Here is a 17,068-nt window from a genome sequence, read left to right on the forward strand (position 1 = left end):
TCTTCTAATAGACTGCTGGACTGCGGGTAAAGTCCGCTAGACTGCGGCGGAGGCCATGAAGTATATAAAGAACAAGCCGATACTGAGCACGATGACGGCATTCACAATAAGCCCGATGATGGCAAAGATCTTTTTGCGGTTCCTGATGGCCGTCCCCACAATGCCCAGAATCGTTCCGACCACGTTGATGACAACCAGTGCGATCATCAGCAGACCGACGACGCCGAGGCCAAGAATTGCATTGGAATTCGGACCGTCCAGCATACCTTCTTCGAGATAAGGAGCCATAATGGCGCCTGCTGCCGCGGCACTGATGATATAACCCAGCAAACTGACCAGGCCCATGACAAAGGATGCGATGCCTGGCCCGGAATGCTTCAGCGCAGCAGGGGGAACGAACTGAGCATGGGGCGAATGGGGCCCCGGGTTCTGCTGGAATCCGTCCGGCTGGTGCGGAGGCTGGTTTGAATCCATGAAATCACTCTCTCCTTCGAATCGATAGATATGCTTCTTACTTTTCCATAAGATCCCGTAAAAATCAAGCTGATTTGGGCAGTCTTGAGCCATGGTGGTGGAAAAGGCGGCGTCCGATCGGTTAAAATAGTTAACAGTTTGTTAGTAGATTAGGAACATCCAAAGGAGTTGTCGATGTGCAGCGTAAATTTATATTGACCGGCGCCCTGATGGCGATGCTGTCCGTGGTGATCGGAGCATTCGGAGCCCACATGCTGGAACCTATTGTCGGAGAGTCGGCGATGAAGGTTTATGAAACTGGGGTTCAATATCATATGGCGCACGCCTTGGGGATCATACTGATTGGGGTCGTTGCGGGGTTATGGGGAGATTCGCGCAAGCTGGCCTGGGCGGGATGGCTGCTGCTGGCCGGAATCATTCTGTTTTCCGGAAGTCTGTATGTGCTCGCCATCACCGGGATCAAAGTGCTTGGCGCCATTACGCCGCTTGGAGGCGTTGCCTTCATCATCGGCTGGATCTGCCTGATTGCGGAAGCCGCCTCGCGCAGACGAGCCTGACCCGTCCATATCGGAGGAGAACAGAAGAAAGCCCGTCTTCGGCTTAGTGAGCCGGGACGGGCTTGTTTTAGTGTTATAAGCTTCGGAGAAACGGAGCCTTATCCTATTAGATGACCTCGTCCACTTCGTTCAGCTTAAAGGTATAAACCTGTTTCTCATCCACGTGATATACGTTCAGCATCTGGTGTTCCTCATCATAATTCAGGATCCGGCACGGCATATGAATGTGCTGCCCGCTCCGGTTGGCCGTCAGCCGGATCAGCCGGTTGTCACGGATGTATACCTGAATCCAATCATAAATGTCCGAACCGCCATGCACCGGGTTTCGGGGCGGCTGGCTTTTTGCATTTTTCCCCACGGCCGCTGTACGCAGTTCCGCTTCCTTGATCGGAGCAGGGGGAACGGACGGGCGGGAAGGCTCTTCTTTGGAAAGGAGAGATTTGCGCTTGTCCTGAAGCATCGATTCAATCAATCGCCCCAGTTCAATTCCCGATTTGATGCGAAAATCCGCAATATGCCCGTTGCCGTTCAGCATGCCGAGGAGTTCTTGAAGCGCCAGGGCATTAGAGGGACTTTTCACTAAGATGTCGACGTTGAATAAAAAACCCGATTCGTCATTGGATTGATTGTTGTCCATGGATCCCCCAAACTATACGTTCAAATTAGATATGAAAGTGACTAAATAATATCATGAATGTGAATAGAATCATAGTCCTAATGTCGGAGTGGATAGCAACTTTCTTCCTATTTATTTCGGCGCATTTTGGTTATGGACGTCCGCACAGTCACCCCTTCCCCCGGGCGAATACAATGATGCTGGATGGATATCACGCCTGGGGAGGTGTACAGCTGAATGGTGACCATGGTGCCGATTACCGTCGGGGGGCACAGCTTTGTTGGGGTAGAGGTTAAGCTGCCCAAGACGACGCTGCTCACGATCAACTCGCCGAAAGGGTACATTATGTGCGGGGCGCTGGACGTAGGCCTGCTTAACACTAGACTGGCGGAGCGAAAAATCATTGCGGGCCGGGCTGTCGGCGTCAAAACGCTGCAGGAATTGCTTGAAGCGCCGCTGGAGTCGGTGACGACCGAGGCCGAGGCGCTCGGAATCGTTCCGGGCATGCCAGGGCATGAAGCTCTGTTAAAAATGGTGTAATGGCCTCAAGGCCGCCGACTGGAAAGCAATAAAAAGCCAGCCCTGGCAGGGCTGGCTGAGCCGGTGGCATTTCGGCGATTAGAGACACTAGCCCGAAAGATCCACATTGGCCAAGTTCATTAAGCTTGGAAAAGGGCGGCGAGGTTCTCGGCGAACGGCGCTTTGACGATCCCCTTTTCCGTGATGATGGCTGTTACATATTCGTGAGGCGTGACATCAAACGCCGGGTTGTAGACCTTGATGCCTTCAGGAGCGGTTCTCTTCCCGAAGCCCTCGGTGACTTCCTCAGCCGGCCGCTCTTCAATCGGGATGTTGTCCCCTGTAGGGGTGTTCAGATCGATCGTCGACAACGGGCAGGCGACGTAGAACGGAATGCCATGGGCCTTGGCCAGCACGGCCAGGCTGTACGTGCCGATCTTGTTGGCGACGTCGCCGTTGGCGGCCACCCGGTCGGTGCCGACGATCACCGCCTGCACCCACCCCTTGGACATGACCATGCCTGCCATGTTATCGCAGAGCAGCGTCACGTCAATTCCGGCCTGCTGCAGCTCGAAGGCCGTCAGCCGCGCGCCCTGCAGCACAGGGCGCGTCTCATCGGCATACACTTTCAGCTGTATGCCCTGTTCCTGGGCCAAATACATCGGCGCGGTCGCCGTTCCGTATTTGGCCGTAGCCAGCCCGCCTGCATTGCAGTGGGTGAGCACGCCCATGCCGTCCCGGAACAGGGGCAGTGCATTCTCCCCGATGCGGCGGCACACTTCCTCGTCCTCCGCTTGAATCGCGTTGGCCTCGGCGAGCAGGGCCTCGTTCAGGTCGGCAACGCTGCCTCCCCGGCCGGCCAGCTCATGCGCTTTCCCTTTCATCCGGTCCAGCGCCCAGAACAGATTGACCGCCGTCGGCCGCGAGGTGGCCAGATAGGCGCTGACCTTGACGACATGGTCGTCCCAGGCGGCGGCATCGACGCCTCCATACTGGCGCGCCCCGAGCACTACGCCGTAAGCGGCGGCGATGCCGATGGCTGGCGCGCCCCGGACTTTCATCGCATGGATCGATTCCCACACTTCTTCGGGTGTGAACAAATCCAGATAGACGATGGCGTCCGGAAGCAGGCGCTGATCCAGCAGGATCAGCTTGTCGCCGCCCCATTGGACGGAAGTTAACGGTTCGCTGCGTCGTTGTGTTTGTTCTTGGTTGTCATTACTCATTTTACGGCTCCTTTAAGCGGCTCGGCTTCCTTCACCAGCCGGACGATGTCTTCGCCGGACTGGATGGTCCGGTTGAATAGAACGAGCTGTTTGCCGATAGCCAGCGCCGTACGCTGCGCCTTCTCCCGGAGCTTTACGTCCGCGATCGTGTCGATGTCGGCCACATGGGACAAGCCGACGATGCGCCGGATCATTTTGCAGCCGGCGAATCCGCAGGCATCCCGCAGTACTTTGGCCACGTAGGCGTCCTGGTAGCCGGGTGCTTTCGCAAGCGGGTCCCTGGCATCCTCATCCCACATCTTGCGGAAGCGGATTTCAAATTCGGACCATACGTCCGAAACCATGCGCAGAAGACGCTCTTGATTGCCGAGAACTTCCGATTCTGCGGCATCCCAGCCTGGCCGGGAAGCGTAGTTCAGCAGCAGGTTGCCGATGATGGCGCCGAGGTCGAAGCCCATCGGTCCGTAGTAGGCAAACTCGGGATCGATCACTTTGGTCGATTCCGGTGTGACGAAAATGCTGCCGGTATGCAGATCGCCGTGAACCAGCGCTTCGGTCCGGGTCAGGAAGGCTTCCCGGAGCAGGGCGACTTCCAGATGAAGCTTGCCGTTCTCCCGCAGCTCCTTCGCCTCATCCTCCAGATAGTCCGGGTAGTTGTTGTTATCGGAAAACCGGTATGGATCGTCAAAGATCAAATCCTCGGTAATTTTGCACAGATCCGGATTGATGAATTTACGTACCTGTTCTTTCTTTTCCTGCGGGTTCAGGTACAGATCCGAGGTATAGAACAGCGTTCTGGCCGTAAATTCGCCGATATGGCGGGGAAAAAACGGATAGGCTTGTCCTTCGATCAGCCCTTTGCGCATAATCGTATGGTCGCTCAGGTCTTCCATGACGGTTATCGCCAGGTCATCGTCGTAGGAGAACACCTGCGGTGCCAGTCCGGGGCACAGGCGGTACTGCACTTGAAGCGCCTCGCGTTCAATGCGCGCCCGGTCCAGGGACAACGGCCAGGATTCCCCGACCACCTTCGCATAAGGAAGGGCTTGTTTGACAATGATACTTTTATCGCTGTTCCGGTCCGTAATATGGAACACTAAGTTCAGGTTGCCGTCACCGATTTCTTTGCATTCCAGCTGCGCATCGGGCGTGAAATGCCCCGGAATGCCGCGGACGAGAGAAATGGCGTCTTGGACGGTGAGCGGGTGATATGTGGACATGGAAGTCACCTCCGTATAATAAGGAAACGCGAATAAAGCCAACTTGTTCACTTGGTTATAAAACAGTATATCGGATTGCCGACCTCTTTTGAATCTTTTTTTCAGTGAGAGCGTTTGAAAACGAAAGACCCTGCCATTTATGGGCAATTGTTTCGTGCAGCGGGTTGAAGGGTAAGATAAGGGCAGGGAGGCACGCAGCCCAGATTACTCTCGGAAGAGCCTCCCCATACTTATACGAAAACTCCAGCCGGACCCCGAAGCTGCCGTTGTATGCAGCATTGGAGAGGGAAGGCCATATACTTAAAAAAGGAAGGGATATTCATGGCAAAAACGTCATCCAAATCGAAAACATCCACTTTGGAGCAAATCCTAAACCAACAAGTTGCGAACCTGAACGTCCTGTATGTCAAAATCCATAACTACCATTGGTACGTAAAGGGTGAGCATTTCTTTACCCTCCACGTAAAATTTGAAGAGCTGTACGACGATATTACGCTGAAAATGGACGAAGTGGCTGAACGGCTGCTTACGATTAAAGGAAGCCCTGCTGCGACGATGAAGGAGTACCTGGACATCGCAACCATTCAGGAAGCTTCCGGCAATGAAGACCAGCGCAAAATGGTGCAGACCCTGATCGAGGACTTTGCCACCGTTGCCGAGGAAATGAGCGAAGGAATCAGCCTGGCGGAGGAAGCCGGCGACCATCCGACGGCCGACATGTTTATCAAGATCAAGAGCGATCTCGAAAAGCATATGTGGATGCTCCGTTCTTACCTGGGATAAGGGATGCTTCTTTCGCGAAAGCCCGGAAGTGCGCTGGCAGCCAGCGCACTTTTTGTGTCCCGGATCAACCTTTGACGGCATAACGTATAAGACCGCGTTACCTTTTTGATGAATCAGACATGAATCGGACGTACGGGAAATTGAGAAATGGGATCCGGTCTCTGGCGGCTGTTCCCGATAATGATTCCGAGCGTCTGCGCGGTTGTCAGGATCCTCCATGCTGCTGTTCCTTGGATGTGGGAATGCAATCCATAACATATCGCAGAATGTTCACGAAACGCCAGCCGGTGATGAGAACGATGGCTCCGTTGCCGGATGCTGCAGAACTTCCGCGAAATCCGTTCGTCATGAACAGCATCCATGGAAAAATTTGATATTGTAAGGAAACAGGCTTGGCTGCAACCGCGGCGAAGCCTGTTTCTGTAATGAAACACCAGGTTTACTCCGACGGGCGGTTGATATGATTCGCCATTTATTATAAAATTGTGATAATCATTGAGAATCAATTTAGACTCATTACAAATTGATAATAATGATTGATTGAAATCGGGGAGCGCGTCCCTGTTGAAATAGACTTTCTGATTTCGGCAAAACATTTAACGGAGGGAAAAACGAATATGGCTACTAATTTCACCATTGAAGGACTTAAAGCGACAATCGAGGGCAAGGAAATCCTGAAAGGCATCAACCTGGAAATGAAGGGCGGAGAAATCCACGCCATCATGGGACCTAACGGTACCGGTAAAAGTACACTTGCTTCCGCTTTGATGGGACATCCTAAATATGAAGTAACGGACGGCAGCGTAACCCTGAACGGCGAAGACGTTCTGGAAATGGGCGTTGACGAGCGTGCGCGCGCCGGCCTGTTCCTTGCTATGCAGTACCCGAGCGAAATTACGGGCGTGACCAATTCCGACTTCCTTCGCAGTGCCATCAATGCACGCCGTGAAGAAGGCAATGAAATTTCGCTGATTCGTTTCATCCGTCAAATGGAAGCGAAGATGAAAGAACTGGATATGAACCCTGAGTTTGCACATCGTTATTTGAACGAAGGCTTCTCCGGCGGTGAGAAGAAGCGGAACGAAATTTTGCAAATGATGATGATCGAACCTAGCATTGTCATCCTGGACGAAATCGACTCCGGTCTGGATATCGACGCTTTGAAAATTGTTGCCAGCGGTGTAAACGCGATGCGCAGCGACGACCGCGGTTTCTTGATTATTACCCACTATCAGCGCCTGCTTAACTACGTGAAGCCTGATTTTGTACATGTTATGATGCAGGGCCGCATCGTGAAATCCGGTGGTCCAGAACTGGCGGAGCGCCTGGAAGCGGAAGGTTACGATTGGGTGAAGGAAGAACTCGGTATCGAAGACGAAACTGTAGGTCAAGAAGCGTAAAGATAACGGAAGGAGGAGAACGAAGATGACAACACAAACCATTCTTCCGGTTAACGCTGAAGGCCTGAGCGCGCTGTCGAAGGGCAGCAACGAGCCGGCCTGGCTCACGGAAAATCGTCTGAAAGCATTGGAACTCGCGGCAACCCTCGAGCTGCCGAAACTCGAAAAAACGAGAATCGAACGCTGGGATATTCAAAATTACGGAAGCTTCAAATCGGTAAGCCCGATTGCATCGCTGGCTGAAGCTCCTGAATCGATTCGGGAACTGATCAAGGACCAGGAAGCGGGCAACCTGATTATCCAGCGCAATTCCGGAACTGTGTATACGAAGCTGTCTCCTGAGCTGGCTGCTCAAGGCGTCATTTTCACCGATCTGGCGACGGCCGTGAAGGACCACGAGGATCTCGTTAAGGCTCACCTTCATACGGCTGTTACAGCGGATGAGAGCTCCGTAGCCGCACTGCATGCCGCATTGTGGAACGGCGGGGTGTTCCTGTATGTTCCAAAAAATGTGGAGGTATCCGTACCGCTGCAGGCCGTTCTGCTGACAGACGACGAGGAAGCGACCTTTGCTCCTCATATTCTGGTCATTGCCGATACGAACAGTTCTGTAACCTATGTAGATAACTATGTATCCGGTACATCCTGTAAACCGGTCACTCATAACGGCGCCGTTGAGGTATTCGCCAAATCGGGAGCGAAAGTCCGGTTTGCGACAATTCATCAAATGGGCACGAACGTGACGGACATCAGCTACCGCCGTGCCGTGATCGAGAACGACGCGTCCATGGAATGGATTGTCGGCGAAATGAACAGCGGCGATACCGCCAGCGATACTTACTCGATTCTGAAAGGTAACGGATCGACGTCCGATTCCAAGATCATCGCCGTCGGCTCCGGTTCTCAGAAGCTGAACTACACGACTCGTGCGAACCACTTCGGCAAGAGCTCCGAGAGCCAAATGATTACCCGTGCGGTTATGCGTGAAGAAGCACAGGCCATCATCAACGGCATCACCAAGATCGAGAAGGGCGCGACCAAATCCGACGGACAGCAAACGGAGAAAGTGCTGATGCTGAGTCCGAAAGCACGCGGTGACGCCAACCCGATCCTGCTGATCGACGAGGACGACGTTAAGGCAGGTCATGCTGCATCCGTCGGCCAGGTCAACCCTGAACAAATTTACTACCTGATGTCCCGCGGGATTTCCCGCGAAGTTGCCGAATCCCTGATCATCTATGGATTCCTGGCACCGGTCGTATCTCAGATTCCGCTTGAAGGCCTGCGCACGCAGCTTCAATCGGTCATCGAAGGGAAGTTGGGACAATGAACCGCGACATTCTCGAGCAGTTTCCCATCCTGAATCAGGAAATAAACGGCCACCCGCTGGTATATCTTGATAATGCGGCGACTTCCCAGAAACCGCTCGCTGTGATCGAGGCTGTCAAACGCTATTACGAGCATGACAACGCCAACGTGCACCGCGGGGTGCATACGCTTGGAAGCCGTGCAACGGATGCTTATGAAGGCGCGCGCGAGAAGGTAGCTAAGTTCATTAACGCCAAGAGCACGAAGGAAATTATTTTTACGCGGGGAACGACAACAGCCCTGAATCTGGTGGCTTCCTCGTTCGGGCGCTCGATTTGCCAGGAAGGCGATGAAATCGTCCTGACCCCGCTGGAACACCACAGTAATCTAATTCCTTGGCAGCAGGTGGCAAAAGCCACCGGCGCCACGTTGAAATATGTTAAACTACAAGAAGACGGTTCAGTCACCTTGGCCGAAGTCGAGAAAGTCGTCACCGAGAAAACCAAGATCATCGCGATGGGCTATGTGTCCAACGTCATGGGCGTGGTTAACCCGGTGAAGGAAGTTGCCGAGCTGGCGCACCGCCATGGCGCGTATATGGTCGTGGACGGCGCCCAAAGCACGCCTCACATGAAGATCGATGTTCAGGATCTGGATTGCGACTTCTACGCCTTCTCCGGCCATAAGATGTGCGGTCCTACCGGCATCGGTGTACTGTACGGCAAAAAGGCGCTGCTCGAATCCATGGAACCGGTGGAATTCGGCGGTGAAATGATTGACGATGTCGGACTATACGATTCTTCCTGGAAGGAGCTGCCCTGGAAGTTTGAAGGGGGCACCCCGATTATCGCCGGAGCGGTTGGGCTTGCTGCAGCCATCGATTTTCTCGAGGAAATCGGCATGGATCAAATCGAGGAGCATGAGCAGAAGCTCGCGAAGTATGCGATCGAGCGGTTATCGGAAATTGAAGGCCTGAAGCTTTATGGTCCGCGTGTACGTAATGTGGGCTTGGTCACCTTCAATTTGGGAGATGTGCATCCGCATGATGTGGCTACGGTTCTGGATGCCAGCGGGGTTGCGATCCGCGCAGGCCATCACTGCTGCCAGCCGCTCATGCGTTGGCTTGAGGCCAGTGCCACCGCCCGTGCAAGCTTTTATCTATACAATACCGAACAAGATGTAGATCGTCTGATCAGCGCCTTAATCCAGACAAAGGAGTATTTTGGATGATGGAACTTGACGACTTGTACCGGCGTGTCATAATGGATCATTATAAAAACCCCCGCAATCGGGGCAAATTTGAAAATGAAGCCGTGACGGTGGATCTGAACAACCCGACCTGCGGCGACAAAATTTCGCTTCAGCTTATTGTCGATAACGGCATTGTCAAAGATGCCAGATACACAGGCGAGGGCTGCTCCATCAGCATGTCCTCCGCCTCGATGATGACCGAAGCGGTCAAAGGCAAGACGCTTGAGGAAGCGAAGGAAATGGCTTCACGCTTTTCGTCGCTGATGCAGGGTGAGGACGTTCATTTTGACGATTACGAAGATATCGAAGCCCTGTCCGGAGTTAACAAGTTCCCGGCCCGCATTAAATGCGCAACGCTCGCTTGGAATGCACTGCGGAAAGGTATTGACGAGGAACGCATTAACCACTAACGATAGGGAGGCTGAATACTCATGGCCAAAAAAGCGCCTGAAATAGAAGAGTATAAATATGGATTCCGCGACGAACATAAAGCGGTATTCCAAACCGGTAAAGGACTTACCCGTGAGATTGTTACCGAAATTTCCAAAATCAAAAACGAGCCGGAATGGATGCTTGAATTCCGTCTGAAATCATTGGAGCAGTTTGAAAAAATGCCGATGCCCCGCTGGGGCGGCGACCTGGATGAACTGGACTTCAACGATATCCAGTACTACGTAAGACCTTCCGAGAAGCAAGGAAAGACGTGGGAAGAAGTACCGGCTGAGATCAAAGAAACCTTTGACAAGCTGGGTATTCCGGAAGCCGAGCAGAAATTCCTGGCCGGTGTATCCGCCCAGTATGAATCCGAAGTTGTGTATCACAACATGCAGAAAGACCTGGAAGACCAAGGGGTTATCTTCATGGATACCGACACGGCGCTGAAAGAGCATCCTGAAATTTTCAGAGAGCACTTTGCGACTGTCGTTCCTCCTACCGATAACAAATTTGCTGCGCTGAACAGTGCGGTATGGTCCGGAGGAAGCTTCATTTACGTTCCAAAAGGCGTTAAATGTGAAATCCCGCTGCAGGCTTACTTCCGGATTAATTCCGAGAACATGGGCCAATTCGAACGTACGCTGATCATTGCGGACGAAGACAGCTTCGTGCATTATGTCGAAGGCTGTACCGCTCCAATCTACAGCACGAACTCGCTGCACAGTGCGGTCGTTGAGATCATCTGTAAGAAAAACGCACGCGTGCGTTATACGACGATCCAAAACTGGGCGCCGAACATCTACAACCTTGTTACCAAACGGGCGGTAGCTGAAGAGAACGCCACGATGGAATGGGTAGACGGCAACATCGGCTCCAAGCTGACGATGAAATATCCGGCAGTGCTGCTGAAAGGACGCGGCGCGAAAGGCATGGTGCTGTCCATTGCGGTTGCAGGCAAAGGCCAGCATCAGGATGCAGGCGCCAAGATGATTCACTTGGCTCCGGATACGACGTCCACGATCGTATCGAAGTCGATCAGTAAGCACGGCGGCAAGGTCACCTACCGCGGTCTCGCTTCCTTCGGCCGCAACGCGGAAGGCGCGAAAGCCAACATCAAGTGCGATACGCTGATCCTGGATAACGAGTCCACTTCGGACACGATTCCGTACAACGAGATCAAGAACGACAACATCGTTCTGGAGCACGAAGCGACGGTATCCAAGGTATCGGAAGATCAGCTCTTCTACTTGATGAGCCGTGGTCTCACCGAAGCCGAGGCGACGCAAATGATCGTTATGGGCTTCATCGAGCCGTTCACGAAGGAGCTCCCAATGGAATACGCGGTCGAAATGAACCGCCTGATCAAGTTCGAGATGGAAGGCTCCATCGGTTAATAGTAAGCAGACAAAGCGTGTTCTGCGCAGCCGTTACGGCGGCTTCGCGGGGCACGCTTTTTTATTAGAATAAGAGAGTATAAACTTCGGAGACTCGGCATCCTTTATATCGCAAGAAAAGCTTCGGATAAAAGCGGCCTGTCTTCTAAGAAAGTACGTCGATAGACGGTTTTTTCTGGCCATCATTAAAAAGAAGCCCTCAACCGAGGGCTTCTTTTGCATTGAACGGGTTACATATAAATTTGATCGATGGCAATATTCCGGTCAGAGGACAGATCGATGAACCGGTCCTTGGTCTTCACAAGCGGACGGAAGAAATCCGCCGGATTGGTCATGATAATGGTGCCGGTTTCCCCGGAAGTCAAGGTGACCCGTTTGCCGATAAAGTTCGGGAGCATATGGCTGATAAACGCCTGGGTTGCCCGGGGGCTCAGCTTACCGAAGCTGAGGCTGTACAGCTCGCGGAGCACGGTCAGCAGTTCCTGCTTCGTCTGATACACACGGTTCGTTGTCATCGCACTAAACACGTCGGCCACCGCGGTAATCCGCGAAAAAGGATGGACTTCAAGCTCGCCGCATTGGTGGGGATAGCCGCTCCCGTCGTCACGTTCATGATGCTGCAGCGCGACCAGCGCGGGAATTTCATCGTTGGTGGAGCTTCGGATGATATCGTAACCGTAGACGGTATGACGCTTCATTTCTTCAAATTCTTCCGACGTAAGCTTGCCGGGTTTGTACAGCAGCTCGGCGGGGACGAGGCATTTGCCGATGTCATGCAAAAAACCCGCTTTTCCGGCTGCGTAGGCCTCCTCGGGAGCATACCCGAGCCAGGTAGATATGTAGTAGGAAAGAATGCCGACCTGAACGGAATGTTGGTATGTATATTCGTCTTCCGGATTGATGGACAAGAGGAGGGAGACCACGTCGGTATGGGTGCTGAGCCGGTCCACCAGCGGCTCCATAATGTCATTGACGACGGTCGTGTTGATCCGGCCTGTCGAAAGGGCTTCCAGATACAGCGACTCAAACCCGTCCACCGCTTGTCCAACCTGTTCTTCCACCTTGGAAGCAGGTTGACCGGAAAGGAACGGTGATGAAGCGGTCGGCTCATCCGGCCGGGAGGGGTCAACCTCCACATAAGCGATGCCATGCTGAATCAGCTTGCTGATCTCTTCAAGCTTCAGTTCCTTCCCTTTGTGGAGCACATGAAGCCCGATATCGTTAAACGTATCGGCTTGAAGCCGATCACCGGGCCGTAATTCCGTGACATGAACTCTCAAAACTGATCGTCACCTCATTGTTCAGATTGGAACCTATTGTTTTGAAATCTATATTAGCAAGAAAAATATGGATTATCAACGAACTCTTCTTAGACGGAAGGGGGGAGCGTCGGGTCCCACGGCCCCTTTTGATGTCCCTTCCATTCCGACCCATCCTCCCAAATTTCCTTCTTCCAAATGGGCACGGACTGTTTGAGCTTCTCAATCGCATACCGGCTCGCTTCATAACAAGCCTCCCGGTGCCCGGTCGATACCGCGATGATGACGCTGATCTCTTTCACATCGACTGTACCGATCCGGTGCGAAATCGCACAGCGCGTGCCCGGCCAACGTTCGGCGATTTCACGGCCGATCAATTCAAGCTGCGCCAGTGCCATCGGGATATACGCATCGTATTCCAAGTGAACGGTGCGCTGCTCACCCGTCATTTCCCGGGTTGTCCCGACAAAAGACAGCGTGGCGCCATGGTTGTCGTCCAGCACCTTGGACGTCACCTCATCAACGGACAGTGGCTGATCGGTAATACAGTATAGGCCGTCTGCTGATGCTTCCTGTACTGAGCTACTTCCGTCTCCGCCCGATACGGGCGGAATCAGGGCGACTTCGTCACCTTCCGTAATAAGCGCGTCACCCGGCGCATAATTCTGATTAACGGCAACAAAAGAAACGGAGATCTGCGCGGCAGCCTCCGGGTATAATTCGGTCAGCTTTTGTTTCAAGCCGTCGGCTGTGATGGATTCCCCTTCGACGGACAAAGTTAAAACAGAGGTTTGGAGCCGTTCTGCAAGACCGGCAAACAATCGAATATCAAGCTGCATTTCTTTCTCTCCTCGGGCGTGGTAGTTCATGTCTTCAATATACCATATCCACCTTGAAAATGTTATGCTTATCCCTAGGAGCATTTGGGCCTAACAAGGCGAGAACAGTGAAAGGGGAGGTTACCCAATGATGCTGCAGAACCAGGCAAAATCGATTACAATCCTGCATACGAATGATATACACAGCCACTTTGAAACGGTTAGTTCCATTGCAGCCCTGGCTGCCGCCGAACGCGCTCAGGCGGCGGAGAGTCCTCTTTTACTGGTGGATATAGGAGATCATATGGACCGGACGGCCGTCGAAACCGAGGGGACGATGGGCCAGACGAACATCGACATATTGAATTTAACGGGATACGAGGCGGTGACGATCGGGAACAATGAGGGGCTGACATTTACCCCGGACGTGCTGGAACGCCTTTATGCGGGCCTGCAGTCCCCGGTTATTTGCTGCAACATCCATGAGCAGCTCAGCTCGGCGCCGCCCGCATGGATGAAGAAACGCGTCATTCTGGACAAGGACGGGATCCGGATCGGGCTGACGGGAGCTACGGCTCCGTTCGCCGACTTCTACAAACTGCTCGGCTGGGATGCCCTGGAGCCGCTGCAAGCGTTGCAGGAGCAGGTGGAGGCGCTGCGTCCGGAGGCCGATATCGTGATCGTTTTATCCCACCTCGGGCTGTCTACCGACCGGCTGATGGCAGAACGGATTCCGGGTATCGACCTGATTCTCGGCGGGCATACCCACCATCTGCTGGAAGAGCCGCTGCGGATCGGTGATACGGTGCTGTGCGCAGCGGGAAAGTACGGTCAATACGTTGGTAAGGTCGTCATGACTCAACAGGATGACGGCCGTTTCCGTGTCATCGAGGGAGGATGCCAGCCAATTGATACCAACCTTTTAGATGAAACGGTGTCCCGCGCCCTTGGAATTCATCGCGAGCGGGCCGAAGAAGCCCTGAAAGAGCCTGTGGCGGTTACGGACCGGCCGCTGTCCCTGACGCATACGGGAGAGTCGCCGTTCGGCAATTTGCTGGCGCAGTCGGTCCGCCAGTTTACCGGCGCGGAGCTGTCGCTTGTCAACACGGGGCAGCTGCTGGGCGATCTGCCGGAAGGGGAAATTACGGCGGGACTCCTTCACGAGCTCTGCCCATCTCCGATTAATCCCTGCGTGGTCAGCCTCAAAGGGGAGCATATCCGGCGAAGCCTGGAGGAGAGCCTCCTGCCGGAATATTGGAGCAAGGAAATCCGGGGATTCGGGTTCCGCGGCAATGTTCTCGGCAATATCGCGGTGGACGGAATTGAAGTCTTGTACGATCCAAGCCGCATCCCTTATGATAGGATTGTTCAAATTTCGCTTCAGGGGGAGCCGCTGCGGGACGACCGGATGTACACTGTTGGAACGTTGGACATGTTTACATTCGGGACGGGATACGAGCAGATTTCTCGGGGGGAAGATCCGAAATACTTGCTTCCCGAGTTTTTGCGGGACCTGCTGAGACTTGAGCTCCAGCGTCCCGGAAGTCTGGATACCTGCGGCAAGCACCGTTGGATCGAGGTTGTTTAAGAAGGACCAGAGGAGGAAGAAATGGATACCATTACTGCAATTATCTTGGGGATTGTGGAGGGGGTTACGGAATTTATTCCGGTCTCTTCAACGGGGCACATGATATTGACGTCCAAGCTCTTGGGCTATGATGAGCAGGACCCCATTATGAAAACCTTTGAAATCGTCATTCAGCTGGGGGCCATTCTGGCGATCGCCCTCGTCTATTGGAGACGGATTCTGGATCTGCTGGGCATCAAGCGGACCATGCCCGAATCCGGAAGCCTGCGGTCCGGCAAAAAGCTGAATCTGCTGCATGTTATCATCGGGATCGCCCCTGCACTCATCGTGGCCTTTTTTGCCAGGGACTTTATCAAGAGCCTGTTCAGCGCAAATACGGTTATCTGGGCGCTGATCGTGGGCGGGATCTTCATGATTTTTGCCGAGTGGTTTAACAAGTCCAAAGCCAGAATCACCGCCGAAACGATGGATGACCTGTCGTACAAGCAGGTGCTGTTGATCGGGCTTTATCAAATTTTATCTGTTGTATGGCCGGGATTTTCGCGTTCGGGATCCACGATTTCCGGAGGGATGCTGAGCGGGGCTAGCTACAAGGCGTCGGCCGATTTCTCGTTTCTGATCGCCATTCCGATCATGTGCGCCGCTTCCGGCTATGAAATGCTGGATTCGTACAAGTATATGACCAAGGATACGATCGGCATGTTCGTCATCGGATTTATCGTAGCTTTTGTGGTGGCCTATGTCGTTGTGCTTGCTTTTATGAAATTGATTCAAAAAATTCGTCTGACCCATTTCGCTATTTACCGGTTTGTGCTTGCCGCCGTGTTCTGGCTGTTCGTTATGCGCTGATTCAAGAACCGTAATGTGATGGACTAATTCCGCATAGCGTGAATGGGCTACATAGGATGGCATGGGGAAACTAGGTAAACGGACCTGGGAAGCAATAACCTGGCGGCCGTGATTTTAGGCAGGAGTGGATCGTGTTGCGTTTGGTACCCGTTCCGATGCTGCAGCAGGGAATGAAAATCGGCAAAAAGATATACAGCGACGAGGGTGTTGTGCTTCTCGCGGAAGGCGTGGAGCTCACCTCCTTGCTGATCAGCCGCCTGCAAAAGCTGGACATCGGTTATATTTATGTGGAAGATCATCTGACGGAAGGCATCGATATTCCCGAAATGCTCCGGGAGGAAACGAGGCGTCAGGCTCTTCAGAATATTCGCGTCAATTTTCAGCGGTTATCCGAAGCCTCCCCGATTACTGGAGGGTATCACCATCTCGGAAAGCAGTTTTCCAAGGTGATGGAGTCCATCCTTGAAGATGTCAGTTCCCAGGAGGACTGCATGATCATGCTGATGGACATGAACACCGCAGATCATTACTTATATAAGCATTCCTTAAATGTGTGCGTATATTCACTTGTGCTGGGGATTGCGAGCGGTTATACGCAGGACCAGCTGATGGTGCTGGGGCTGGGTTCGCTGCTGCATGACATCGGAAAAACCCAAATTCCCCAAAAAGTGCTGTTCAAGCCGCAAAAGCTGGATGATGAGGAATTCCGTCTCATGCAGGCGCATGCCCAAATCGGCTTTAAAATCCTGAAGGACGAGCCGAATATTCCGCTCCTGGCCGCGCACTGCGCCTTTCAGCATCATGAACGGATGAACGGGTCAGGTTATCCGCGCGGCATCAAGGGTGATGATATTCACGAATATGCCCAGTGGGTGGCGCTCGCCGACTCCTACGATGCGATGACCTCGCACAGGGTGTACCGGCCTGCGATGCTTCCGCATCAGGCCGCTGAAGTGCTGTATGGCGGGGCAGGTACCTTGTACGACCAAAAGAAGCTGGAGCTGTTCCGGGATAAAGTGGCGATCTATCCGCCCGGCTTGTCGGTCAAGCTGAGTACCGGGGAGACGGGAGTGGTGTCGAAAATTCACTCCCATATGCCCCATCGTCCCGTGGTCCGCATATTGCAGGATCCGGAAGGGGTGCCGCTGCTGGCACCTTACGAGGTGGACCTGTCCCAGTCGCTCTCCGTTATTATTGACGGCGTTCTCGGGGATTAGCGAGAGCAGGAATTAGGATTTTTCATGACCGGAAGACCCATAAAGCGAGCGGTATCGGGCAGTAATGGATGCGGTGGAAATTCGATTTCCCTGCTGCCCGCAGGAGCCGCCGGTTTAGGGGTCTTTTTTCTTCTTGTCCCGGCATACCTATTCA

The 17,068-nt window shown here is 53.4% G+C and carries 17 protein-coding genes; 11 read left to right on the plus strand and 6 right to left on the minus strand.

The genetic code is table 11. The annotated features are described in order from the left end of the window. Positions 1–36 precede the first annotated feature (36 nt). Positions 37–474: a hypothetical protein gene (locus tag BCV73_RS02185; RefSeq protein WP_076170505.1), complete on the minus strand. Its 438-nt coding sequence runs from the start codon at positions 472–474 to the stop codon at positions 37–39. A 176-nt stretch (positions 475–650) separates the two neighbouring features. Between BCV73_RS02185 and BCV73_RS02190 the strand changes: the two genes are divergently transcribed. Further along, positions 651–1,031 carry a DUF423 domain-containing protein gene (locus BCV73_RS02190; RefSeq protein ID WP_076170504.1) on the plus strand — a complete coding sequence of 127 codons (381 nt, stop codon included), beginning with the start codon at positions 651–653 and terminating at the stop codon, positions 1,029–1,031. A gap of 106 nt (positions 1,032–1,137) precedes the next feature. Here the strand turns inward: BCV73_RS02190 and BCV73_RS02195 are convergent, their stop codons facing one another. Beyond that, the gene (locus BCV73_RS02195) at positions 1,138–1,668 is read right to left on the minus strand and encodes a hypothetical protein (protein WP_089545800.1); all 531 of its coding nucleotides are present in this window, start codon (positions 1,666–1,668) and stop codon (positions 1,138–1,140) included. Positions 1,669–1,884: 216 nt separating this feature from the next. Between BCV73_RS02195 and BCV73_RS02200 the strand changes: the two genes are divergently transcribed. Further along, entirely contained in the window at positions 1,885–2,187 is a 303-nt protein-coding gene (locus BCV73_RS02200) for a YunC family protein (protein WP_076170502.1), read from the plus strand. 119 nt (positions 2,188–2,306) lie between these two features. On the opposite strand, the gene mtnA is transcribed toward BCV73_RS02200, so the two are convergent. Both mtnA and mtnK read right to left on the minus strand, forming a co-directional pair. After that, positions 2,307–3,392 carry an S-methyl-5-thioribose-1-phosphate isomerase gene (gene mtnA, locus BCV73_RS02205; protein ID WP_089545801.1) on the minus strand — a complete coding sequence of 362 codons (1,086 nt, stop codon included), beginning with the start codon at positions 3,390–3,392 and terminating at the stop codon, positions 2,307–2,309. Next, positions 3,389–4,612 (minus strand): S-methyl-5-thioribose kinase, encoded by a 1,224-nt coding sequence (gene mtnK, locus BCV73_RS02210; protein WP_089550066.1) that lies wholly within the window; start codon positions 4,610–4,612, stop codon positions 3,389–3,391. Before mtnK ends, mtnA begins: the two co-directional genes overlap by 4 nt. Before the next feature lie 321 nt (positions 4,613–4,933). Between mtnK and BCV73_RS02215 the strand changes: the two genes are divergently transcribed. The 6 genes from BCV73_RS02215 (at position 4,934) to sufB (ending at position 11,183) form a co-directional block, all read left to right on the plus strand. Further along, positions 4,934–5,395 carry a Dps family protein gene (locus tag BCV73_RS02215; protein WP_076170500.1) on the plus strand — a complete coding sequence of 154 codons (462 nt, stop codon included), beginning with the start codon at positions 4,934–4,936 and terminating at the stop codon, positions 5,393–5,395. 617 nt (positions 5,396–6,012) lie between these two features. Beyond that, positions 6,013–6,795, plus strand: coding sequence for a Fe-S cluster assembly ATPase SufC (gene sufC / locus BCV73_RS02220; protein ID WP_076170499.1), 783 nt, complete (start codon positions 6,013–6,015; stop codon positions 6,793–6,795). A 25-nt stretch (positions 6,796–6,820) separates the two neighbouring features. Continuing rightward, positions 6,821–8,125, plus strand: coding sequence for a Fe-S cluster assembly protein SufD (gene sufD, locus BCV73_RS02225; protein ID WP_089545802.1), 1,305 nt, complete (start codon positions 6,821–6,823; stop codon positions 8,123–8,125). Continuing rightward, positions 8,122–9,333: a cysteine desulfurase gene (locus tag BCV73_RS02230; RefSeq protein ID WP_089545803.1), complete on the plus strand. Its 1,212-nt coding sequence runs from the start codon at positions 8,122–8,124 to the stop codon at positions 9,331–9,333. The genes sufD and BCV73_RS02230 overlap by 4 nt, the downstream gene beginning before the upstream one ends. After that, a complete protein-coding gene (gene sufU, locus BCV73_RS02235; RefSeq protein ID WP_076170810.1) occupies positions 9,333–9,764 on the plus strand; it encodes a Fe-S cluster assembly sulfur transfer protein SufU in 432 nt (143 codons plus the stop codon). Before BCV73_RS02230 ends, sufU begins: the two co-directional genes overlap by 1 nt. Before the next feature lie 21 nt (positions 9,765–9,785). Further along, complete coding sequence (gene sufB / locus BCV73_RS02240; protein ID WP_076170496.1) at positions 9,786–11,183, plus strand: Fe-S cluster assembly protein SufB; 1,398 nt, start codon at positions 9,786–9,788, stop codon at positions 11,181–11,183. Between the two features lie 230 nt (positions 11,184–11,413). Here the strand turns inward: sufB and BCV73_RS02245 are convergent, their stop codons facing one another. Both BCV73_RS02245 and moaD read right to left on the minus strand, forming a co-directional pair. Further along, positions 11,414–12,463 (minus strand): HD-GYP domain-containing protein, encoded by a 1,050-nt coding sequence (locus BCV73_RS02245; RefSeq protein WP_089545804.1) that lies wholly within the window; start codon positions 12,461–12,463, stop codon positions 11,414–11,416. An 89-nt stretch (positions 12,464–12,552) separates the two neighbouring features. Further along, entirely contained in the window at positions 12,553–13,281 is a 729-nt protein-coding gene (gene moaD, locus BCV73_RS02250; RefSeq protein WP_089545805.1) for a molybdopterin converting factor subunit 1, read from the minus strand. A 130-nt stretch (positions 13,282–13,411) separates the two neighbouring features. Here moaD and BCV73_RS02255 point away from each other — a divergent pair, with 130 nt between their 5' ends. From BCV73_RS02255 to BCV73_RS02265, 3 genes are all read left to right on the plus strand, one after another. Continuing rightward, positions 13,412–14,848, plus strand: a complete 1,437-nt coding sequence (locus BCV73_RS02255; RefSeq protein ID WP_432206608.1) for a bifunctional metallophosphatase/5'-nucleotidase — start codon at positions 13,412–13,414, stop codon at positions 14,846–14,848. 21 nt (positions 14,849–14,869) lie between these two features. Next, positions 14,870–15,697, plus strand: coding sequence for an undecaprenyl-diphosphate phosphatase (locus BCV73_RS02260; RefSeq protein WP_076170492.1), 828 nt, complete (start codon positions 14,870–14,872; stop codon positions 15,695–15,697). Between the two features lie 134 nt (positions 15,698–15,831). Then, positions 15,832–16,914, plus strand: a complete 1,083-nt coding sequence (locus BCV73_RS02265; protein WP_343219876.1) for an HD-GYP domain-containing protein — start codon at positions 15,832–15,834, stop codon at positions 16,912–16,914. The last annotated feature ends 154 nt before the right edge of the window (positions 16,915–17,068 follow it).

The sequence above is a fragment of the Paenibacillus sp. SSG-1 genome (assembly GCF_002224835.1).
Lineage (GTDB): Bacteria > Bacillota > Bacilli > Paenibacillales > Paenibacillaceae > Paenibacillus_AQ > Paenibacillus_AQ favisporus.